18 protein-coding genes are annotated in these 20,206 nt (G+C 72.4%); 7 read left to right on the top strand and 11 right to left on the bottom strand.

Annotated features, from left to right (window positions below):
• The first annotated feature begins 19 nt into the window (after nucleotides 1-19).
• The gene (locus STRVI_RS23505) at nucleotides 20-2,029 is read left to right on the top strand and encodes an amino acid transporter (RefSeq protein ID WP_251982722.1); all 2,010 of its coding nucleotides are present in this window, start codon (nucleotides 20-22) and stop codon (nucleotides 2,027-2,029) included.
• A 32-nt stretch (nucleotides 2,030-2,061) separates the two neighbouring features.
• Here STRVI_RS23505 and STRVI_RS23500 read toward each other — a convergent pair whose 3' ends face one another.
• Nucleotides 2,062-3,399, bottom strand: coding sequence for a radical SAM protein (locus tag STRVI_RS23500; protein WP_050993988.1), 1,338 nt, complete (start codon nucleotides 3,397-3,399; stop codon nucleotides 2,062-2,064).
• Between the two features lie 190 nt (nucleotides 3,400-3,589).
• Between STRVI_RS23500 and STRVI_RS23495 the strand changes: the two genes are divergently transcribed.
• Genes STRVI_RS23495 through STRVI_RS23480 form a run of 4 tightly spaced genes read left to right on the top strand, consistent with a single transcriptional unit; the run spans nucleotide 3,590 to nucleotide 8,395 of the window.
• Nucleotides 3,590-4,666, top strand: coding sequence for an NAD(+)/NADH kinase (locus STRVI_RS23495; RefSeq protein WP_014058121.1), 1,077 nt, complete (start codon nucleotides 3,590-3,592; stop codon nucleotides 4,664-4,666).
• A gap of 8 nt (nucleotides 4,667-4,674) precedes the next feature.
• A complete protein-coding gene (locus STRVI_RS23490) occupies nucleotides 4,675-5,301 on the top strand; it encodes a 2Fe-2S iron-sulfur cluster-binding protein (RefSeq protein ID WP_014058120.1) in 627 nt (208 codons plus the stop codon).
• Entirely contained in the window at nucleotides 5,298-6,296 is a 999-nt protein-coding gene (locus STRVI_RS23485; RefSeq protein WP_014058119.1) for an FAD binding domain-containing protein, read from the top strand. Before STRVI_RS23490 ends, STRVI_RS23485 begins: the two co-directional genes overlap by 4 nt.
• Nucleotides 6,293-8,395 (top strand): xanthine dehydrogenase family protein molybdopterin-binding subunit, encoded by a 2,103-nt coding sequence (locus STRVI_RS23480; protein WP_014058118.1) that lies wholly within the window; start codon nucleotides 6,293-6,295, stop codon nucleotides 8,393-8,395. Before STRVI_RS23485 ends, STRVI_RS23480 begins: the two co-directional genes overlap by 4 nt.
• Before the next feature lie 240 nt (nucleotides 8,396-8,635).
• Here the strand turns inward: STRVI_RS23480 and STRVI_RS23475 are convergent, their stop codons facing one another.
• From STRVI_RS23475 to STRVI_RS23435, 9 genes are all read right to left on the bottom strand, one after another.
• A complete protein-coding gene (locus tag STRVI_RS23475) occupies nucleotides 8,636-9,853 on the bottom strand; it encodes a S1 family peptidase (protein ID WP_014058117.1) in 1,218 nt (405 codons plus the stop codon).
• A 110-nt stretch (nucleotides 9,854-9,963) separates the two neighbouring features.
• Nucleotides 9,964-11,094, bottom strand: a complete 1,131-nt coding sequence (locus tag STRVI_RS23470) for an LLM class flavin-dependent oxidoreductase (RefSeq protein WP_014058116.1) — start codon at nucleotides 11,092-11,094, stop codon at nucleotides 9,964-9,966.
• Between the two features lie 43 nt (nucleotides 11,095-11,137).
• Nucleotides 11,138-12,190, bottom strand: coding sequence for an ABC transporter ATP-binding protein (locus STRVI_RS23465; protein WP_014058115.1), 1,053 nt, complete (start codon nucleotides 12,188-12,190; stop codon nucleotides 11,138-11,140).
• Entirely contained in the window at nucleotides 12,187-13,254 is a 1,068-nt protein-coding gene (locus tag STRVI_RS23460) for an ABC transporter ATP-binding protein (protein WP_014058114.1), read from the bottom strand. Before STRVI_RS23460 ends, STRVI_RS23465 begins: the two co-directional genes overlap by 4 nt.
• Nucleotides 13,232-14,155, bottom strand: a complete 924-nt coding sequence (locus STRVI_RS23455; RefSeq protein ID WP_014058113.1) for an ABC transporter permease — start codon at nucleotides 14,153-14,155, stop codon at nucleotides 13,232-13,234. Before STRVI_RS23455 ends, STRVI_RS23460 begins: the two co-directional genes overlap by 23 nt.
• Nucleotides 14,155-15,171: an ABC transporter permease gene (locus STRVI_RS23450; RefSeq protein ID WP_014058112.1), complete on the bottom strand. Its 1,017-nt coding sequence runs from the start codon at nucleotides 15,169-15,171 to the stop codon at nucleotides 14,155-14,157. The genes STRVI_RS23455 and STRVI_RS23450 overlap by 1 nt, the downstream gene beginning before the upstream one ends.
• Entirely contained in the window at nucleotides 15,168-16,745 is a 1,578-nt protein-coding gene (locus STRVI_RS23445; RefSeq protein ID WP_014058111.1) for an ABC transporter substrate-binding protein, read from the bottom strand. The genes STRVI_RS23450 and STRVI_RS23445 overlap by 4 nt, the downstream gene beginning before the upstream one ends.
• A gap of 362 nt (nucleotides 16,746-17,107) precedes the next feature.
• The gene (locus STRVI_RS23440; protein WP_014058110.1) at nucleotides 17,108-18,091 is read right to left on the bottom strand and encodes a DsbA family oxidoreductase; all 984 of its coding nucleotides are present in this window, start codon (nucleotides 18,089-18,091) and stop codon (nucleotides 17,108-17,110) included.
• Nucleotides 18,088-18,498, bottom strand: a complete 411-nt coding sequence (locus STRVI_RS23435) for an RrF2 family transcriptional regulator (protein WP_043236430.1) — start codon at nucleotides 18,496-18,498, stop codon at nucleotides 18,088-18,090. Before STRVI_RS23435 ends, STRVI_RS23440 begins: the two co-directional genes overlap by 4 nt.
• Before the next feature lie 96 nt (nucleotides 18,499-18,594).
• On the opposite strand from STRVI_RS23435, the gene STRVI_RS23430 reads away from it, so the two are divergent.
• Both STRVI_RS23430 and STRVI_RS23425 read left to right on the top strand, forming a co-directional pair.
• Nucleotides 18,595-19,119 (top strand): cupin domain-containing protein, encoded by a 525-nt coding sequence (locus STRVI_RS23430; protein ID WP_014058108.1) that lies wholly within the window; start codon nucleotides 18,595-18,597, stop codon nucleotides 19,117-19,119.
• Between the two features lie 130 nt (nucleotides 19,120-19,249).
• Nucleotides 19,250-19,495, top strand: a complete 246-nt coding sequence (locus tag STRVI_RS23425; RefSeq protein WP_014058107.1) for a hypothetical protein — start codon at nucleotides 19,250-19,252, stop codon at nucleotides 19,493-19,495.
• Nucleotides 19,496-19,521: 26 nt separating this feature from the next.
• Here the strand turns inward: STRVI_RS23425 and STRVI_RS23420 are convergent, their stop codons facing one another.
• A complete protein-coding gene (locus tag STRVI_RS23420) occupies nucleotides 19,522-20,118 on the bottom strand; it encodes a helix-turn-helix domain-containing protein (RefSeq protein ID WP_043236428.1) in 597 nt (198 codons plus the stop codon).
• Nucleotides 20,119-20,206 lie beyond the last annotated feature (88 nt).

The following is a 20,206-nucleotide window of genomic DNA, read 5'->3' as shown; positions in this document are numbered from 1 at the left end:
TGACCGAAGGGTCTCACCGATGGCCGGGGACCCTTTCGCTGTACGACGGGAGTACCCCGTGGTCTCCTCCACCTCTGGCGGCGGCGCCTCCGACGGCTGGGTACGGCACCGGCTGCGCGCATGGCTGCTGGAGGGCCTGACCGACATCGCCAAGCGCCAGCCCGGCCCGCATGCCGAGCCGGAAAGCGCACACCACGGCCGGCCGTGGTGGCGGGTCATGTGCCTGACCGGTCTGGACTACTTCTCCACCCTCGGCTACCAGCCCGGTATCGCCGCCCTGGCTGCCGGGCTGCTCTCCCCGGTGGCCACTGTGGTGCTGGTGGTGGTGACCCTGGTGGGCGCGCTGCCGGTGTACCGCAGAGTGGCCGAGGAGAGTCCGCACGGCCAGGGCTCGATCGCGATGCTGGAGCGGCTGCTGACCTTCTGGAAGGGCAAGCTGTTCGTCCTCACCCTGCTGGGCTTCGCGGCCACCGACTTCCTCATCACCATCACTCTCTCCGCCGCCGACGCCACCGCCCATCTGGTGGAGAATCCGCATCTCACCTCGACCCTGCACGGTCATGAGGTGGCCGTCACCCTGATCCTGGTGGGATTGCTCGGCGCGGTGTTTCTCAAGGGGTTCACGGAGGCCATCGGGATCGCCGTGGTGCTGGTCGCGGCCTATCTGCTGCTCAACGCCGTCGTGGTGGCGGTCGGGCTGTGGCATGTCGGCACCGCGCCACATGTGATCCCCGACTGGTCCCAGGCGCTGGTCGCCGAGCGCGGCAGTCCCCTGGTGATGATCGGCGTGGCGCTGGTGATCTTCCCGAAGCTGGCCCTCGGCCTGTCCGGGTTCGAGACCGGCGTGGCCGTCATGCCGCATATCGAGGGCAAGCCGGGCGACACCCCGGAGCGCCCCGCCGGACGCATCCAGGGCGCCAGGAAGCTGCTGACCACCGCCGCGGTGATCATGAGCATCTTCCTCATCACCTCCAGCTTCATCACGACCCTGCTGATCCCGCAGCGCGAGTTCGAACCGGGCGGCGAGGCCAATGGGCGCGCCCTGGCCTATCTCGCGCATGAGTACCTGGGCTCGGCGTTCGGCAGTGTCTATGACGCCTCCACCATCGCCATCCTCTGGTTCGCCGGTGCCTCGGCCATGGCCGGACTGCTCAACCTGATGCCCCGCTATCTGCCGCGCTACGGCATGGCACCCCACTGGGCGCGCGCGGTCCGCCCCATGGTGCTCGTGTTCATCGCCATCGCGTTCCTGGTGACCTGGATCTTCAGGGCGGATGTGGACGCCCAGGGCGGCGCCTACGCCACCGGTGTGCTCGTGCTCATCACCTCCGCCGCCATCGCCGTCACCATCGCCGCCCGGCGCGCCCGGCAGCGCCGCTGGACCGTCGGCTTCGGCGTCATCGCGGTGATCTTCCTGTACACCACCGCGGTCAATGTCGTCGAACGGCCCGACGGCGTCAAGATCGGCGCCTGCTTCATCGCCGGCATCATGGCCGTATCGCTGCTGTCCCGGGTCGCCAGGGCGTTCGAGCTACGGGTCACCAGCGTGACGCTCGACCCCCTGGCCGAGCGGTTCATCCGCGACACCGCCCACCGCAGGATCCGCTTCATCGCCAATAAGCCGGAACGCCGCGACCTGGCCGAATACCGGGAGAAGCAACACCAGATCCGCGCCGACAACGACATCCCGCCCGAGGACGACCTCATCTTCGTCGAGGTCACCGTCGCCGACCCGTCCGAATTCGAAAGCGAGCTGCAGGTGTGCGGAGAGGTGGTGCACGGCCGCTACCGCGTGCTGACCATGCAGAGTGCCACCATCCCCAACGCGCTGGCCGCGCTGCTCCTGTGGGTGCGGGACGCCACCGGGCAGCGCCCGCACATCTACTTCGAGTGGACGGAGGGCCATCCGCTGGCCCACTTCCTGCGCTTCTTCCTCTTCGGTCAGGGAGAGGTCGCCCCCGTCACCCGTGAGGTCCTCCGCGAGGCCGAACCCGACCGCGGCCGCCGCCCCCACGTCCACGTCGGCTGAGGAGATCCCCCGAGCCGGGCCGGCCGTCGGCGTCAGGGTGCCACCGGCTCCTGCTCCGGCTCCGCGGCGGGCAGGCTGTCCATGAACGAGCTCACCGAGAACACCGCCCGTCCCGGCCCCGGCGGGCCGTATCCGGGCGGCGAGGCCAGCCCGAAGTCCTCGAGCGTCGCCCGATAGGTCTCCAGCAGCCGGATGTGGTACTCCAGCGGGGCGCCATGCGGATTGGCCTTGCCCAGCGGTGTCGTCGGCTCGGGACACCACGTGGTGAACCGGGGCACGACACCGTGCGACATGAAGAACCGCAGCCCCTCGCCGGTGGAGCCGATCGCCTCGGCCACGGAGGAGAAGCCGTACGGCTCGGCCATCTCCACGCCCGCCACGAAGTTGGGAATCACATTCCGCGCGCCGAACACCTCGGTCGAATCCAGGATCCGGCGGTGCCACTCCTCGCGGCCGACGTAGCGCTCCTTGCCCGGGCAGTACAGCTCGAACAGCCGCCGGTCCCACACCTCGAAGTTGGGGTGGTAGATCCGCACCCCGTAGTCGTGGAACCGTTGCACGTCGTCCTTGGGCAGCGCCTGCGCCACCACCTTGCCGATCCACCGGCCGGGGAAGCGCTCCTCGATGGCCTTCGCGTACTGGCCGTAGAAGTCGGCCTCGTCCCGCCCGCCGATATGCGAGGTGATCGCGCCGCCGGTGAGGGTGTACGCCTGGGAGGTGCGGGCGGTGTCATGGCGGTCGATGATCTCCAGCGCCTCCAGCACCTCCTCGACCGGCTTCACCCCGGTGTACGGGCGGCCCGCCGCTTTGTGCTGACGCCAGTTGTGGTTGATGTCGCAGTACTGGCACTCCTCCTTGGCACCGAAGTACTGGCACACCCGGAAGACCGTCAGATAGACCAGATAGCCCCACTGGATGGTGGGCGCGACCTCCATCACCGACTTGCCGTTCGACAGGGTGTGGCGGTAGTAGTCCGGCATCGGGGGCAGCCCCACATCGGCGATGCGCACACCGTCCAGATACAGACCCAGCGCACCGTCCTCCCCGGCCCGGACCAGATACGGCGACGCGGGGTTGACGCGGACGGACACCACGGTGCGGCGCAGCTCGTACGGCCCGCCGGTGAGCACGATCTCCTCGGGCGGCCGGTTGAGGGCCGCGGCACCCAGCTCCGGCAGGGTGCGGTGGTCGAACGAGAAGATGAAATACGACTTCGGCTTCACGTCGCCGTCCTCGTTGCCGCTGAGCGCGGACTCGTCGAAGGCCATGCCGCCGCGCAGCAGGTCCTCCTTGATCACGGCTTCCCGGGGCACCTGGGGGAAGCCCGCCATCAGGCCTTCGACCAGCTCGGTTCGTCCCTGGCTCGCCATCTGCTGCACCATCCCTGGCTCCGTATGGACGCGGTGTGGTTCCCCCGCAGGCCATCTGCCGATCAACACCATAGATCAGCGTGGATGTTCAGCTCCAGGGTGCCCGCCCTCGCCACGGCCGGCGGGTCGCCATGACCGCGGGCCGGCCTGGCGGGCGCCTCGGGGCCGGCCGATCTACGGTGGAAGGGCCATGGCTGTCAACCGGCTCGGCATGGTCGTCCACCAGGCCCGCCCCACCGCTGTCGCGGCGGCGCACACCGCCCGCGCATGGGCCGCTGCCCACGGCATCTCCTGCTTCGAACTGGACGTCTGGCGTGGCGACCAGCCCCGGCGCAGCGCCAAGGAGGAGGCCGCGGCCGCGGGCCACCCCGACCTGATCGTCACCTTCGGCGGCGACGGCACCTTTCTGCGCGGCGCCCGGCTCGCCGCCGTGAACGGGGCCGCGGCGCTGGGGGTGAACGTGGGGCGGGTCGGCTTCCTCACCGAGATCACCGTCGATCAGGTGGAGGACGCGCTGGACGCCGTCCACGACGGCCGTGCCACGATCGAGGAGCGGATGCTGCTCACCCTGCGGGCGTCCCGGCCGCTGGAGATGCCCGAGGGCATGGAGGCGCTGCTGCGGTACGGGCGGGGCCCCGTGCCGCCGCCGCCCAGGGTCCGCCCCGGCCGCGGGCCCGAGGAGGTCGGCTGGGGCATTGCGCTGGATGTCATCGCCGTCAACGACGTGGTCTTCGAAAAGCTCGCCCGCGACCGCCAGGCGGGGCTGGGGGTGTATGTGTCCGGGCAGTTGCTCGCCTCGTACTCGGCGGACGCGATCATCGTGGCCACCCCGACCGGCTCCACCGCCTACAGCTTCGCCGCCGGCGGGCCGGTGGTCTCCCCGCACATGGACGCGGTGGTCTTCACCCCGGTCGCCCCGCATATCGCCTTCGACCGTACCGTGGTGGCCGCGGTGGACGAGGCTGTCGCCGTGCGGGTCCTGCCGACCTCGGGGCGGGTGGCGGTCAGCCTCGACGGGCAGTTGCGCGGGGTGCTGGATCCGGGCGACTGGGTGGCCGCCTACCGGGCACCGAACCGGCTGCGGCTGGTGCGGCTCGCGCCGACGCGCTTCTACCACCGCCTGCGGGACCGCTTCCGGCTGGCCGACTCGCCCGCCGCCGACGCGGCCCCGCCGTTCTACCACCCCCGCTCCCCGGTCCCCCCGGACCTGGCGCATCTGCGGCTGGCCTTCGATCCCCTGCCTTCGGAGGCGGAACACGAGGAGTGACGCCGAAGATGCGGGGCGCCCACCCCGATGCCAGGCTGAGTGATGTGACAGCTCACGCGTTTCACAGCGATCTCATGCTGCGTGTCAACGGTGCTGACCGCCCCCTCACCCTCGACCACCGGGTGACCCTGCTGGACGCCCTGCGCGAACACCTGGCGCTGACCGGGGCCAAGAAGGGGTGCGACCACGGGCAGTGCGGGGCCTGCACCGTCCTGATCGACGAGGAGCGGGTCAACAGCTGCCTGGTGTTCGCCGTGGCCGCCCAGGGCCGCGACATCACCACCATCGAGGGCGTGGCGGGGCTCGCCGCCCCGGAGGAACTCCATCCGCTGCAGCGGGCGTTCCTGGAACACGACGGTTTCCAGTGCGGCTACTGCACACCGGGCCAGATCTGTTCCGCGATCGGCGCGCTCACCGAGGCCGCGCGTGGCTGGCCCAGCCATGTCACCGAGGAGGTGGCGGCCGGAGTCGGCGCGCCGGGTGACCTGGACGCCGACGAGATCCGGGAGCGGATGAGCGGCAACCTGTGCCGCTGCGGGGCGTACCCCGGCATCGTGGCCGCCATCCGCGAGGTCGCCGGGGCCGACGGCGACGGGGCCCCGGCCCGCGCCGGCGCGGCAGGAGGGGCGCGATGAAGCCGTTCGCCTACGAGCGCGCCACCGACCCCCAGGCCGCCGCCACGCTCGTGGCCGACTCCACCGAGACGGTGTACCTGGCCGGGGGCACCAACCTGGTGGACCTGATGAAGCTCGGGGTGACCGAGCCCACCATGCTCGTCGACATCACCCAGCTCCCGTACGACACCATCGAGCACCGCCCCGACGGCGGTGTGCTTATCGGCGCGCTGGTATCGGGCAGCCGGCTCGCCGGAGACCCCGGCGTCCGCGAGCGCTTCCCGGCACTGGCCGAATCGCTGCTGTCCGGGGCCTCCGGGCAGTTGCGGACAGTGGCCACCACCGGGGGCAATCTGTTGCAGCGCACCCGCTGCGTGTACTTCCAGGACGTCACCAAACCCTGCAACAAGCGGCAGCCGGAAACCGGCTGTTCGGCCATCCAGGGCCTCCACCGAGACCTGGCCGTGCTCGGCACCTCCGACTTCTGCGTGGCGAGCCACCCCTCGGACATGGCGGTGGCGATGGCCGCGCTCGACGCGGTCGTCCATCTGCGGCGGGCGAACGGCAGCCCCCGTGCGGTGCCGCTGAACGACTTCTATCTGCTGCCCGGTGACACACCGGACCGCGAGACGGTGCTGCAACCGGGCGATCTGATCACCGGGGTCGAGCTGCCACCGCCCCCCGAAGGCGCCGCAATGTTCTACCGCAAGGTCCGCGACCGCTGGTCCTACGCGTTCGCGGTGGTGTCGGTGGCCGCCGTGGCCGCCACGGACGCCGACGGCACACTGCGGGAGATCCGGCTGGGGCTCGGCGGTGTGGGCACCCGCCCCTGGCGGGCCCGCGAGACCGAGCGGCTGCTCCTCGGCCGGCAGCCGACCGAGGAGACCCTGCGGGAGGCGGCACGGGCCGAGTTCGCCTCGGCGCGCCCGCTGCCGCAGAACGCGTTCAAGATCGACCTCGCCGTGGATGTCGTCACCTCGGCCGTGCGCGACCTTGTGGGAGGGCAGCGTCGATGACCACGCTCCAGCGGACCGTGGGCGCGGAGGTGACCCGTGTCGAAGGACGCGAGAAGGTCACCGGTACCGCGCTCTACGCCTATGAGTACCAGGTGCCGGACGCCCTGTACGGGTGGGCGGTGCAGTCCACCATCCCGCGCGGCAGGGTGCGCGCCGTCGACGCCGGAGCGGCCCGGACCCTGCCCGGGGTGATCGCCGTGCTCGACAGCCGCAACGCGCCCCGGCTGCACCCGACCGACGATCCCGAACTCGCCGTCCTGCAATCCGCCGACGTCGCCTACCGGGGGCAGATCGTGGCGGCCGTGGTGGCGGACACCTTCGAGACGGCCCGTCAGGCCGCGGCGGCCCTGCGGGTCGAGTACGACGTGGACGACCACGACGCCGAGCTGAAGGACGGCGATCCGCGCATCTTCGTCCCCGACACGGTCAACGGCGGCTACCCGGGGCAGACCGGGACCGGCGACGTGGAGGCCGCCCTCGCCGCGGCGCCGGTCGTCCTCGATGCCACCTACACCACGCCCCCGGAGCACACCAGCGCGATGGAACCGCACGCCACCATCGCGGTCTGGGACGGGGACTCGCTCACCCTCTACAACGGCGACCAGGGCCCCTGGATGACGGCCGGCAGGGTGGCCGAGCTGTTCGGCCTGCCCGAGGGCGCCGTCCGGATCGTCGCCGACCACACCGGTGGCGGGTTCGGCTCCAAGGCGATTCCCCGCCCGCCCACGGTGCTCGCCGCGCTGGCCGCCCGCGCGGTGGGCCGCCCGGTCAAGGTGGCGGCCACCCGGCAGCAGATGTTCACCATGGTCTCGTACCGGACGCCCACCCTGCAGCGCATCCGGCTCGGCGCCGAACGGGACGGCCGGCTCACCGCCATCTGGCACGACGCGCTGCAGCAGAGCTCCACACTCAGCCCGTACTGCGAGCAGACGGTCACCCCCACCCGCGTCATGTATGCCGCGCGCCACCGCCGGACCACCCATCGCCTGGCGCGGCTGGATGTGCCGACGCCCTCGTGGATGCGGGCCCCCGGCGAGGCGCCCGGGATGTTCGCGCTGGAGAGCGCGATGGACGAACTGGCCGTTGAGCTGGGCATGGACCCCATCGAACTGCGGGTGGCCAATGAGCCGTCCGTGGAACCGGAGACCGGTCGCCCGTTCAGCAGCCGCAATCTGGTGGCGTGTCTGCGGGAGGGCGCGGCGCGCTTCGGCTGGGCGGGCCGCGACCCCGCGCCGGGGCACCGCCGGGAAGGGCGCTGGCTGGCCGGCACCGGAGTGGCGGCGGGCAACTACCCCGCCCTGACCTGGCCCTCCACCGCGACCGCCCGCGCCGAGCCCGGCGGAGGTTTCACCGTACGGATCGCCGCGGCCGACATCGGCACCGGGGCCCGTACCGCGCTGACCCAGGTGGCGGCGGACGAACTCGGTGTGGCGATCGACCGGGTCACCCTCGACATCGGCCGCAGCGCCTACGGCCAGGCACCGTGGGCGGGCGGCTCGATGGGCCTGAGCTCCTGGGGATGGGCGGTGTCCAAGGCGTGCCGGGCCCTGGCCAAGCGGCTCGACGAGGTCTCCGGCGCGATCCCGCCCGGCGGGCTGGAGGAGCGGGCGGACACCGCCGAGGACGTCGAGGCGCGCCGGGAGTTCTCGCGCCACGCCTACGGCGCCCAGTTCGCGGAGGTGCGGGTGGACGCCATCACCGGTCAGGTGCGGGTCGACCGGCTGCTGGGGATGTTCGCCGCCGGACGCATCATCAACCCCCGGACGGCGGGCTCGCAGCTGCACGGCGGCATGTGCATGGGACTGTCGATGGCGCTGTACGAAAACCTGGAGACGGACCCGCGGTTCGGTGACTTCGCCAACCACGACCTCGCCACGTATCACATCGCGGCCCACGCGGATGTGCGCGATGTCCAGGCACACTGGCTCGACGAGGACGACGACGAGCTCAACCCGATGGGCAGCAAGGGCGTCGGGGAGCTGGGCATCGTCGGCACGGCGGCGGCGATCGCCAACGCGGTGTACCACGCCACGGGGGTGCGGGTCCGCGATCTGCCGATCACGCTGGAGCGGGTGCGCGCGGGGCTGCCCGCCCACTGAGCGGCCGCCCGGCCGTCGTGGCTCCCAGGGACGCCCGGCCTGTCGCCGCTCCTGGGGCTGTCCGGCCTGTCACCGCTCCTGGGGCTGTCCGGGCGGTCGGCCCGGCCAGTGGCTCCGGGGCCGTCCGGCCTGTCGCCGCTCCGGGGCCCCGCCTGTCGTGGCTCGCGGGGCCGTCCGGCCCCACCGCGGCTCCCGGGGTGTCCCGCGGTGACGGCGCGGGACACCCCGGGTCGCGTGGGATCAGCCGTTCTCGGCAGCCCCACCGGCGCCGTCCGCGCCCGCGCCGTCCGCGCCCGCGCCGTCATCGGCGGCGCCGCCGTCCGCCGCGCCGCCGCCTCCGGCCGCGCCGCCGTCCCCGATCTGCGCACCGACCGCCTCCAGCGCGGTCGTCACCGGCTGGAAGAAGGTCTCACCGCCGGAGGTGCAGTCACCGCTGCCGCCGGAGGTCAGGCCGATGGCGTTGCCGTCCGCGCTGAACAGCGGGCCGCCGCTGTCGCCGGGCTCCGCGCAGACATCGGTCTGGATGAGCCCGCTGACCGTGCCCTCGGGGTAGTTGACCGTCGCGTCCAGACCGGTGACCGAGCCGTCGTTGAGCCCGGTGGTGCTGCCCATGCGCTGCACCTGCTGGCCCACCGCGGCCTCGGCGGCCCCGACGATGTCCACGTTCTGGTCGCCGGTGTTCACCGCGGACGGGGCCTGGGTGTTGGCGTCGTCGTAGGTGACCAGCGCGAAGTCGCCGTCACCGGGGAAGGTGGCGTCCTGCACGGTGCCGATCGGCGCGCCGTTCTGGGAGTCCGACCACTGCTCGGCGGCGACGCCGCAGTGGCCGGCGGTGAGGAACGCCGGGGCGCCGCTGTCCGTGGTGACGTTGAAGCCGAGCGAGCAGCGCGCGCCGCCGCCGAAGATGGCGTCGCCGCCCGCGACGAAGGGCTTGAACTCGCCCGTGGACTTCTTGAGGGTGGCCATGCCGTCGCCCAGCGACTTCACGGTGGACTCGAGAGTGTCCCACTTCGCCCCGGTGACGGTGGAGTCAGCCGTGACCCGCAGCTCATTGGTCTTGGGGTCCACCGACCAGGCGGTGCCCGGGATCGTGGCCTTGGTCTTGAGCGTCTTCGCGGCGGTCTGCAGCGCCTTGGTGCTGTTGTCGACGCTTCTGGCCACCGCGCCGGCGCTCTTGACCTCGACGTTCACATTGTTGTTGTCGCCGACGACATTGACGATGACCTGCTGCTTGTCCTTGTCGTAGTAGGCCCCGCCGAACGCCTCGCCCAGTTGTGACGCGAGCTGCGCCGCGATGTCCGCCGCCGAGGCGGCGTCCACCTTCTTGGGCTGGGCGGCCTCGGTCTTGTCGTCCTGTGAGGCGTTGGCGTTGGGCAGCAGTATCGCGGCCGCCGCGACGGCGGCGACCCCGGCCCCCGCGAACACGATCTTTCGCTTGGGTACGCGTTTATGGCTCAACTCATGACCTCCTGTTGGGGGGTTACGGGATCGGCTCATCCGCGACGAGCACGACCCGGCAGTGGATACGGGCGGCGCACGAGTTGCGTTCAGAGAGATTGAGGAGATCTTTACGCGGCGCCCCCACCGGCCCGGTGGGCCAGCTCCTGGCGGACCAGCGGCAGCAGCTCACGGCCGTAGCCGACGGCGTCGTCCAGCGGGTCGTAACCGCGGATCAGCAGGGTCGTGACGCCGATGTCCACATAGTCCAGCAGCGCCTTCGCGACCGTCTCCGGGGTGCCGACCAGCGCCGTGGAATTCCCCGCGGCCCCGGTGGCGGCCGCGGTCGCCGTCCACAGCGCCCGGTCGTGGAGCTCACCCCGGGCGGCGGCGGCCAGCAGCCGCTGGGAGCCGATGTTCTGCGGCTCTGTGCCCCCGGTCGTGGGTGAGCCGAGCGCCTCGCGGCCCCACCGGGAGGAGGTGAAGGAGCCCGCCGGGCCATGGGCCCTGATGGTGTCGAGGATCCGGTGCGCCCGCTCCCACGCCTGCTCCTCGGTCGCGCCGAGGATGGGCCGGAAGGACACGCTGATACCGGGCGGCTCGGTCCGGCCCGCGGCCTTGGCGGCCCGGTGCACGGAGGCGATCTGCTCCGCCGTCTCGGCCAGCGGCTCGCCCCACAGCGCGAAGGTGTCCGCGTGCCTGCCGCCCACGGCGTACGCCGCTTCGGAGGAGCCACCGAAGTACAGGGGGATGCGCGGCCGTTGCTGGGGGCGGACCTCGGCGTGGAAGTCCTCGAAGCGGTAGAAACGGCCGTCGTGTCCGAACGGCTCCTCATCCGTCCACGCCCGCTTCAGGATCTCCAGGTACTCATCGGTGCGGGCGTAACGGTCGTCCTTGCCCAGATAGTCGCCGTCCCGCCGCTGCTCGGCGTCGCGCCCGCCGCTGATGATGTGCACGGCCACCCGCCCGCCGGAGAACTGGTCGAGGGTGGCGAACGTACGGGCGGCCAGGGTGGGCGCCACGAAGCCGGGCCGATGGGCCACCAGCAGCCCGAGCCGCTCGGTGCGCGCGGCGACATACGCGGCCACCTGGGCGCCGTCCGGGGTGGCGGAGCCATAGCCGATCAGCACCCGGTCGAAGCCCGCGTCCTCATGGGCGCGGGCGAACCGCAGGGTGTACTCGGCGTCCACGACGGGACCACGGGCGGGGTGGATCTCGGACACCTCATGGGTGCCGATCATTCCGATGAACTCGACGGACATCGTCAGCCTTTCTCCGAGGGGCGGGAAGTGGCCGGGGGGATGGTCACCGCCCGGCTTCCTTGTCTGTTTCTCCGGCGGCCGCCACCAGCTCCGGCGGCCCTTTCGTGATGACCGGGGGAGCCGCCCCGGCCACCAGCTCACGCCACTGGGTCACCCGGTGGCAGGCGGCGGTGCGCCCCTGGCCCACCGGGGCCGGCGCGGGCGCGGTGCGGCAGGAGCCGATGACGAACGGGCAGCGGTGGCCGAAGACACAGCCCTCCCGCGCCGTCCAGGCGGGCGGTTCGGCCGCCGGGCGCAGCGCCGCCGCGCCCGGCCCGCCCTCGCCCCGTACGCTCGGCGCGGAGGCGATGAGCAGCGCGGTGTACGGATGCAGCGGCCGGCCGAACACCTCCCGTACGGGCCCCTGTTCCACCACCCGGCCGCGGTACAGCACCGCCACCCGGTCGGCGATGCCCGCCAGCGAGCTGAGGTCGTGCGAGATGACGACGACAGCCATCCCGCGCTCGGTGCGCAGCCGGTCCAGCAGCCGCAGCACCCGGTTGCGGTTGGAGGCGTCCAGGGCGCTCACCGGCTCATCGGCGATCAGCACTCGGGGCCGGGTGACGATCGCCCGCGCGAGCAGCACCCGCTGGCGCTGACCGCCGGAGATCGCGCCCGGCAGCCGATCGCCGAGGCGCACCGCGTCCAGGCCCACCGTCTCCAGCGCCTCGTCCACCCGCGCGGCGATCTCCGTGTCGCCGAGATCCCCCGCGACGGCGAGCGGCTCGGCCACCGCCCGTCGGACCGTCAGCTCCGGGTCCAGGGCCCGCAGCGGATCCTGGAACGCGTAACTCAGCCGCCCCGAACGGCGGAACGCGCGCAGTGCGCGCCCCCGCAGCCCGGAGATCTCGCGCCCGTCGAAGACCACTCGGCCCGAGCGCGGAGGGACCAGGCCCACGGCGGTACGGGCGAGCGTGGTCTTGCCGGAGCCGGTCTCCCCGATGACCCCGACGATCTCCCCCTCGCCCACGGACAGCTCCACACCGTCCAGCACCGGCCGCGCGTCCCGCCGGCCGAAGGCCACGGTCAGGCCGGAGATCTCCAGCAGCCCGCTCATACCGCCACCTCCCGGGTGCCGAACGCACCGGCCCGCGACCGCTCGATCTCCTCGCCGCGGACACACCGCACCCGCCGCCCGTCGGACGTCTCCCGCAGCGGCACCGGACCGCTGCGGCACTCGGGCGCGGCGAACGCGCAGCGGTCGGCGAACCGGCAGCCCGGCAGCCGCGCGCCCACCTCGGGCGGCGCGCCGGGGATCACCTCCAGCTCCCGCCGTTCCCAGTCGACGACCGTGGCCACACGCAACAGTGCCTCGGTGTACGGATGCAGCGGGTCGTTGAGCACCCGCTCGGCCGGGCCGTCCTCGACCAGCTCCCCGGCGTACGCCACCAGAATGCGGTCGCACACCTCGGCGATCACCGCCAGATCGTGGCTGACCAGCAGCAGCGCCAGATCCTGCTCGGCGCGCATCCGGGCCAGCAGCTCCAGGACCTCGGCCTGGACCACCACATCCAGAGCGGTGGTCGCCTCGTCGGCCACCAGCAGATCCGGTGCGCAGGCCACCGCGACGGCGATCAGCACACGCTGCAGCATCCCGCCGGACAGCTCGTGCGGATGGCGCCGGGCGACCTCGGCGGGGTCGTGCAACCCGACGGCGGCGAACAGCTCGACGGCCCGCGCACCGGCCCGCGCGCGGTCCAGCCCCAGCTTCACCCGCAGCACCTCGGTGAGCTGACGCCCCACGGTCAGCGCGGGGTTGAGATACGAGGCGGGGTCCTGGAAGACGGCGCCCACCCGGGTGCCCCGTACGCGGTCCCAGTCCCGGCGCGACAGCCCGGTCAGCGCCTCACCGGACAGGGCGATCTCGCCCCCGGACACCGCGCAGCCCGGCGGCAGCAGTCCGAGCACCGACCGGCAGATGAGGGTCTTGCCGCTGCCGGACTCGCCGACCAGGCCGACGGCCTCACCGCGGCGCACGGTGAACGACACATCGCGTACGGCCGTGAGCCGTCCGGACGCGACGGTGACGCCGAGCCCCTGGACCGTCAGCGCGGCGGGCCTTTGGCCCAGGGCGCCGGGGCCGCCGGGCGTGGCGGGGTCAGGCGACGGGGAGTGCGGCATCGGTCTTCTCCTTGGTGGTGTCGGGGGTGTCGGCGCTGGCGCCGAGGGAGCCGGTGGCCGTCTCCGGTCCGCCGCCGGGCAGCAACGCGTCCGCCCCGGCGTCCCGTACGGCATCGGCCAGCAGGTTGAGCGCACCGGCGGTGACGACGATCAGCGCGGCCGGGAACACCGGTGCCCAGATCTGCTGGGTGAGGAAGCCCAGATCGGTGGCGAGCATGCCGCCCCAGGTGGCGGCGGGCGGCTGCACACCGACCCCGAGGAAGGTCAGCGAGGAGACCACCAGCAGACAGGTGGCCAGCGCGTGGGCGGCGGTGACGATGACGGTGGGCAGGACCTTGCTCCAGATGTGGGTGCGCAGCACCCGCCCGACCGAGGCGCCGAACAGCTCGGCCGACTCCACGTACTGGGCGTGGCGCAGGCTCAGCGCGGCCGCGCGGGTCATCCGGAAGAACAGCGGGGCGTAGAGCACCCCGAGCGCCAGCATGGCCTGGTGCATCCCGTTGCCCAGCGCGCCCACGACCGCGATGGCGAACACGGTGAACGGCAGCGTCATCAGCGCGTCGACGGCGCGCTGAGCGATCCACTCGCCCACGCGCCCCATCCACAGCGAGGCCAGTCCGGTCGGCACTCCCACCGCCATCGCGGCGGCCACCGCCTCCACGGCGCCCGCCACCGAGCGGCCACTGCCCTCCAGCAGCCGGCTGAGCACATCGCGGCCCAGATAGTCGGTGCCCAGAAGATGGCCGGGGCCGGGGCCGCGCAGCATGTTCCGGGGGTGCTGGGCCAGCGGGTCATGCGGCGCGAGCCGGCCGCCGAACGCCGCCAGCAGCGCGATGGCCAGCAGCACCAGCAGCGCCACCTTGGCGGACGGATGTCCCCATGCCCGTCGCAACGTCCTCATCAGCGCGTCACCTCGCGGCGCCGGGCGGCCGGATTCAGCGCGAGCAGTGCCGCGTTGACGGCCACGTTGACGACCAGGACCACCGCGATGGTCACCAGCAGCGTCCCCTGGATCACCGGGATGTCGTGCTGCTCCGCCGACTGCAGGGTGAGCTGGGCGAGACCGGGCAGCGCGAAGATCTGCTGGGTGACCACCGCACCGCCGAGCAGCATCGGCACGCTCATCCCGAGCGCCGTCAGCGCCGGTCCGGCCGCGTTGCGCAGAGCATGGCCGAACACCACGCGCCGGGCGGGCAATCCGCGCATCACCGCACCCGTCACATAGTTCTCCCGCAACGTCCCCACCAGCGAGGTGCGCAGTTGACGGGCGATGGCGGCAGCGGCCTCCAGGCTCAGTGCGAGCGCGGGCATCACGGTGTACCGCAGCCACTGCGCGGGGTCCATGTCCAGCGGCACATAGCCACCGGACGGCAGCCACCCCAGCTTCAGCGAGAACACCGTGACCAGCGCGATGGCCACGACGAAACCGGGCAGGGTGCCGAGCAGCGCGCACAGCGCGGTGACGGCGCGGTCCAGCCGTCCGCCGGCCCGGAGCGCGGCGGCGACACCGGCGGCTCCGCCCAGCACCACGGCCATCAGCAGCGCGAGCCCGGCGATGGACAGATCCACCGGCATCGCCTGCCGGATGCTGTCGGCCACCGGGACCGTGGTGAACCACGAGCGGCCCAGATCCCCGGTGAAGGCATGTCCCAGCCACGACACGTACTGCTCCCACAGCGGCCGGTCGAGGCCGAACTGCTGGTTCATCCGGGCGATATCGGCGGGCGTCGCCGTCTCGCCGAGCACCGCCGCCGCCGGATTGGCCCCGGAGAGCGCGCCGAGGCCGAAGGTGAGCGCGGAGGACAGCAGGAAGACCGTGCCCGCCGTGGCGAGGACGCGGCCGAGCGAGCGCGGGAGACGGGCCGCCCGTACGGACTTCCGCCGGGTGCGCGCGAGGTGCGGAGCGAGCGCGGTCATCCGGCCGTCACCCCCTCGAACCGCTGCACCACCGGGAGCGAGGGGATGGCGGAGACGGAGGACGTACGGGCGAGGGCGCGCGGCACCGTGTACAGGAACACATTCGGCATCGTGCGCACCGCCACCGCGGTGGCCGCCCGCAGCACCTCCGGATAGCGCGGCGACTCCAGCGGGGTGCGGCGCACCGCGGCCACGGCCGCGTCCAGTTCGGGCGTCGTACGGCGGGAGGGGTTCATCAGCCCCTCCGCGCCGAAGAGCACCTGCATCGCCTGCACCGGCGACTCCCGCCCGGCGAACTGGTCGAGGTACAGGGCGCGGGAGTGCTGGACGTACACCACCTGGGAGGCCCGCGCCTCGGGGATGACTTCGATCCGGGCCCGGAACCCGGCCCGGTTGAGCTGCGCCTGCAACTGCTCGGGCGCGCCCTGCGGCTGGGCGGTGGTGATGGTCACCTCGACGCCGTCGTGGTGTCCGGCCTCCCGCAGCAGTGCGCGCGCCCGCTCCGGGTCGTGCCGGTACACCGCGCCGAGCGCCGGGTCGAAGCCCGTATAGCCGGGCGGGAAGGGCTGGTGGTCCACCTCGCCATGGCCGAACTGCTCGCTGTCCAGCAGGGCTTGGCGGTCCACGGCGTACTTCAGGGCCTTGAGGACGGCGGGGTCGTCGAACGGCTTCATGGCGGTGTTCACATCCAGGACGCGCACCACCATCGACGGGATGAGCTGCACCGTGAAACCGGCCTCACGTGCCGCCTCGACCTGGCTGAACGGGATCTGGGCCACATTGAGCCGCCCGGACTGGAGCGCGGCGAGCGCCGTGGTCTCATCGGGCTTCGGATACGCCTCGAAGCGCTCGACGGCGATGTGTTCGGCGTTCCAGTAGCCGGGGTCGCGGCGCAGGCTCGCCATCGAGTTCTGGGTGTAGGACACCAGCCGGAACGGGCCGTGGCCGACCGGCCTGGTGGCCAGCCGCGCCTCGTCCTTCCCGAACGCGGTGGGGCTGACCACCATGCCGGTCTTCCCGGCCAGCAGGGCGGGCAACTGGTAGTCGGCCTCGGTGAGTTGGAGGACCACGGTGTGCGCGTCTGGGGCCCGTACCGTGTCGATGCTGGTCAGTTGGGAGGCGATCAGGGACTTGGGGTGGTTCTTGCCGCGTTCGACGCTCTTCTTGACGGCCTCGGCGTTCACCGGAGTGCCGTCGGCGAACCGCAGGCCACGGCGGAGGGTGAAGGTGAGGCGCCGGCCGTCGTGGGAATAGCGCCAGGAGGAGGCGAGCGCGGGTTTGGCGCCGCCCTTGGCGTCGAGTTGGGTCAGCCCGGAGTAGACGAGCGACAGCAGATGGACATCCCAGCCCTTGGAGGAGAACACCGGGTCCCAACTGGAGGGCAGATCCCAGCCCCAGCGCAGGGTCTCGCCCCCGCCGCCTGCCCCGGTCGTCGCCACCCCGCCGCAGGCGGACAGCAGCAGGGAGCCACCCGCCCCCAGAGCGAGCCCGAGCACGGAGCGCCGGTCCGGAGCGGGACGCGGTGGCGGATCGGGCGGACGGCGGACGGGAAGCGGCGGGGTGGCGGAAGTCATGACGGGACGTCGCCTTTCGTGGTGTCAACTGCCCCCGGACGGCGGTGAGCACACGGCCGCACACGTCCACTCACGACAGCGAGGACACGCGGACGGGCAGCGGTCATGAAGGCCGGAGGCGGTGGGGCCCGGGGAGGAAAGCGAGGGGAACGAGCGGAACGAGGCGCTCGGGACGTGGCGGATCGCGTCGGCGGATCGCGTCAGCGAAGGGGGGCGATCAGCGACAGATGGCGCTGGCGGTGCGCCGGAAGTCCACGTATCGGCACACCACACCGGGGTGCGTCGTCAGCATGTGCCCATGGTGCGGGGCGAGGACCGGCGAAGTCAATGGACACCTTTAGGTGTCTCATGGGGTAAGACGGCTACGACCTGGGGCTTTTCAGCCCTGATGAGGCGGCGAGCGCCGGATGGGTGGTGGCCTCGTCCGGGTGCAGCCACAGCGGCCCGCCCGCCGTCTCCACCCGTACGGCCGTGGACGGGGGGTTGGTCCGGCCCGTTAGCAGTGACAGGTCGGGCCCGGTCAGGCTGCGGTACTCCGCCAGGGCCTCCTCGGGACCGATGAGGGCCGCCTGCCAGAGGTGACCGGGAGCCACCGTGCGCAGCGCCGCCGTGTACTCGGCCATGCTCCGCCACCCCGGGGCGGCCACGCGCCCGCCGGGGCCGGAGAACACCAGCGTGGGCAGCGCGTAGCGCACCCCGTCGTCGGTTTCCTTGACGCCCGTGCCATGCGGCCCCGGGGCGCGGAAGGCATACGCCTCCGGAATCGGGTCGCGGGCCTCGGCGTGGTCCCGCCGGACGGCAGCCACCACCGACGGCTCGCCCAGCTCCGCGCCCAGCCGCCCCACATCGACACCGTCGAGCCCCGCCAGGGCGTCGAGCACCCGCTCCGCCGTATCGCCCGGTGTGCCCAGTACGAACGTGGTCTCGCGCAGCCGCCGCAGCACCCGCTCCGCGGCGATCGCGCCCTGGCGCTCGGCCGCCTTCGCGGCGAGCGAGGCCGGCCGGCTGGTGGCCGCCACCCAGCGCAGCCGATGAGCGTAGGGCGCCCGGGTATGGCGGGCGATATCGGCGATATAGCGGCTGTACCAGGCGGTCTCGGCCGCGGGGTCCGGTGCCGGATCGTCGCCGTCGTCGAAGAGGATGCCGAACACCCGGCGCCAGCGGGCCCGCCCCGCGGTGAGGGCCCGCAGATGGCGGAACGCGGGCTCGGAACCCCACGCCCACGGGCAGGCCGGATCGGTGTACTCCACGATCTCGACGGCCCCGCCGCCGTCCGCCCCGGTGCCGCCCAACCCGGTGCCGCCCAACCCGGTGCTCCGGGGCCGGCCCGGGCTCGCGGACGTCATGCCGCCAGCCGCTCGCGGACCAGATCGCTGAGGGCGGTGGCGGTCAGCACCTGGCGCACATGGTCCTCCATCCCGCGCCACACCCCGGGCAGTCCGGCCGCCGGGCCGTGGTAGCCGAGGTCGTCCAGCCGCTCGCCGCGCAGCGTCAGGAATGCCCCGTCCACGGCGAGCACGATGTCCGCGAGGGTCATCTCGGCGGGGTCGCGGGCGAGCCAGTAGCCACCCTCGCAACCACGCTGACTGCGCACCAGACCGGCCTGGCGCAGATCGCGGAAGACCGCCTTGAGGAACCGGAAGGGGATGCCCTGCGAGGTGGCTATCGCCTCACAGGTGAGTGGCCTGTCCGTGTCCGCGGCCAGCTCCGCCAGCGCCCGGACCGCGTAGTCCGCCTTCGCCGAGATCTGCATACGGCCATTATGCAGCGTGGATTTCACGGTGTTGTGCCTGATGGGAGAAAGGACACCTGTTGACATCCATTACTCGGGCTTTCTACGGTCGGTGTCATGACGACGCCCGGCGGCGACCCCGCGCAGCAGCACGACGCGTTCCATCCGCATCTGAGGGATCCGAAGGATCTGAAGGCCACCGCCCCCGACAGTTCGTTGCGGATGCGTCTGCACCACATCCGCACCGAGGACGTCGACCCCGGCACCGCCCAGACCGAGGGGATGCGGCGGTTCGCCGCGATCAGCGGTCTGTCGGTGGGCTCCGAGCGGCTCTGGATGGGCCAGACCCATGTGGCGCCGGACACCGCCTCCGCCAACCACCACCACGGCGAGTCCGAGACGGCCATTTTCGTGGTGCGGGGCCACCCCGAGTTCGTCTTCGCCGAGGAGCGGGACGGACATGTCGAGGAGGTCCGGCTGCGCACCCGCCCGGGTGACTACATCTTCGTTCCGCCGTTTGTGCCGCACCGGGAGGAGAACCCGGACCCCGACGACGAGGCGGTGGTGGTCATCGCCCGCAGCACCCAGGAGGCCATCGTGGTCAACCTGCCGGAACTGTATGTGCTGGAGCCGGGGGAGTAGCCGACCGCGCGGACACGTGGGTACAGGTGGCCGCATCGAATCGGCGCTGACCATGCATTCCGCCGGCGCTCGCGGGTATTCGCCCCTGCTGTGCCCCCTCCATCGACGAATCGACGAAAGGAGCGGCATCGTGAGCGACGACCGGCGACCGGAAGAACGAGAGCAGCGCGAGGACCGGGGCGGGATCCCCAGGGACCTCCCCGATCAGCAGGCGCAGGACGGCCCCGACCACCTGGACGTGGCGGGCGCCGGCCAGGAGCCGGATCTCGGGGACGACGTCCCCGAGACGGACGAGTCCGGCACGGGACGGCGGGGGAAGCCGCAGACCGGAAGCGTGCACCCCGAGCGGCCCGTCCCGGACGAGCCCTCGGGGTGAACGCCCCCGGAGGGAAACGGGACGGGTCAGGTACCGGCAGGGCGGGCGCGGACATGGATGCGCTCGCCCTGCGCCCCGAACAGGGAGAGGAACTCCACCGGCCGGTCCCCGGCGTTGGCGAAGCCATGGGGCGTACGGGTGTCGAATTCGGCGGCCTCGCCGGACGTGAGCACCAGGTCGTGCTCGCCCAGCGCCAGCCGTAGCCGCCCGGAGAGCACATAGAGCCACTCATAGCCCTCGTGCGCCCGCTGCTCCAGCGGTTCCTCGCGCACGCCCTGCGGCCGGGGCGGCATGATCTGCTTGTAGGCGTGCAGCCCGCCCAGATAGCGGGTCAGCGGAACGAACGTCTGGCCGTGCCGGGTGAACGGCCGCGGATGGACCCGGGGGTCCCCGGTGGCCGGCGCCCCCACCAGCTCGTCCAGTTGCACTCCGTACGCCTTGGCCAGCGGCAGCAGCAGCTCCAGGGTCGGCTTGCGCTGCCCCGACTCCAGCCGCGACAGGGTGCTCAGCGAGATCCCGGTCGTCTCGCTGAGCTGGGCCAGTGTGGTGCCACGGGTGCGCCGCAACGCCCGCAGCCGGGGTCCTACGGCGGTCAGTACCTCGGTGAGGTCGTCGTCAGCCATACCTTTCATTTGCTACCCCGGCAAAGAAGTTTGTCAAGTGGCCGCGGCCGTGCGCACTCTCTTGCCAGGAACGAAGGGAGCGCATCCG

The sequence above is a fragment of the Streptomyces violaceusniger Tu 4113 genome, assembly GCF_000147815.2.
Taxonomy (GTDB): Bacteria; Actinomycetota; Actinomycetes; order Streptomycetales; family Streptomycetaceae; genus Streptomyces; species Streptomyces violaceusniger_A.
Note: the sequence above shows the minus strand (reverse complement) of the source record. Positions and strands in the feature narration are given on the sequence as shown.

Bases quoted from the DNA above. Each gene is read 5' to 3' on its own strand.
- STRVI_RS23460 (WP_014058114.1), bottom strand. From the start codon at position 13,254: ATGCCGCACTCCCCGTCGCCTGACCCCGCCACGCCCGGCGGCCCCGGC.
- STRVI_RS23505 (WP_251982722.1), top strand. From the start codon at position 20: ATGGCCGGGGACCCTTTCGCTGTACGACGGGAGTACCCCGTGGTCTCC.
- STRVI_RS23430 (WP_014058108.1), top strand. From the start codon at position 18,595: ATGACGACGCCCGGCGGCGACCCCGCGCAGCAGCACGACGCGTTCCAT.
- STRVI_RS23465 (WP_014058115.1), bottom strand. From the start codon at position 12,190: ATGAGCGGGCTGCTGGAGATCTCCGGCCTGACCGTGGCCTTCGGCCGG.
- STRVI_RS23490 (WP_014058120.1), top strand. From the start codon at position 4,675: ATGCGGGGCGCCCACCCCGATGCCAGGCTGAGTGATGTGACAGCTCAC.
- STRVI_RS23455 (WP_014058113.1), bottom strand. From the start codon at position 14,155: ATGAGGACGTTGCGACGGGCATGGGGACATCCGTCCGCCAAGGTGGCG.
- STRVI_RS23480 (WP_014058118.1), top strand. From the start codon at position 6,293: ATGACCACGCTCCAGCGGACCGTGGGCGCGGAGGTGACCCGTGTCGAA.
- STRVI_RS23495 (WP_014058121.1), top strand. From the start codon at position 3,590: ATGGCTGTCAACCGGCTCGGCATGGTCGTCCACCAGGCCCGCCCCACC.
- STRVI_RS23435 (WP_043236430.1), bottom strand. From the start codon at position 18,498: ATGCAGATCTCGGCGAAGGCGGACTACGCGGTCCGGGCGCTGGCGGAG.
- STRVI_RS23485 (WP_014058119.1), top strand. From the start codon at position 5,298: ATGAAGCCGTTCGCCTACGAGCGCGCCACCGACCCCCAGGCCGCCGCC.
- STRVI_RS23445 (WP_014058111.1), bottom strand. From the start codon at position 16,745: ATGACTTCCGCCACCCCGCCGCTTCCCGTCCGCCGTCCGCCCGATCCG.
- STRVI_RS23440 (WP_014058110.1), bottom strand. From the start codon at position 18,091: ATGACGTCCGCGAGCCCGGGCCGGCCCCGGAGCACCGGGTTGGGCGGC.
- STRVI_RS23470 (WP_014058116.1), bottom strand. From the start codon at position 11,094: ATGTCCGTCGAGTTCATCGGAATGATCGGCACCCATGAGGTGTCCGAG.
- STRVI_RS23420 (WP_043236428.1), bottom strand. From the start codon at position 20,118: ATGGCTGACGACGACCTCACCGAGGTACTGACCGCCGTAGGACCCCGG.
- STRVI_RS23500 (WP_050993988.1), bottom strand. From the start codon at position 3,399: ATGGCGAGCCAGGGACGAACCGAGCTGGTCGAAGGCCTGATGGCGGGC.
- STRVI_RS23450 (WP_014058112.1), bottom strand. From the start codon at position 15,171: ATGACCGCGCTCGCTCCGCACCTCGCGCGCACCCGGCGGAAGTCCGTA.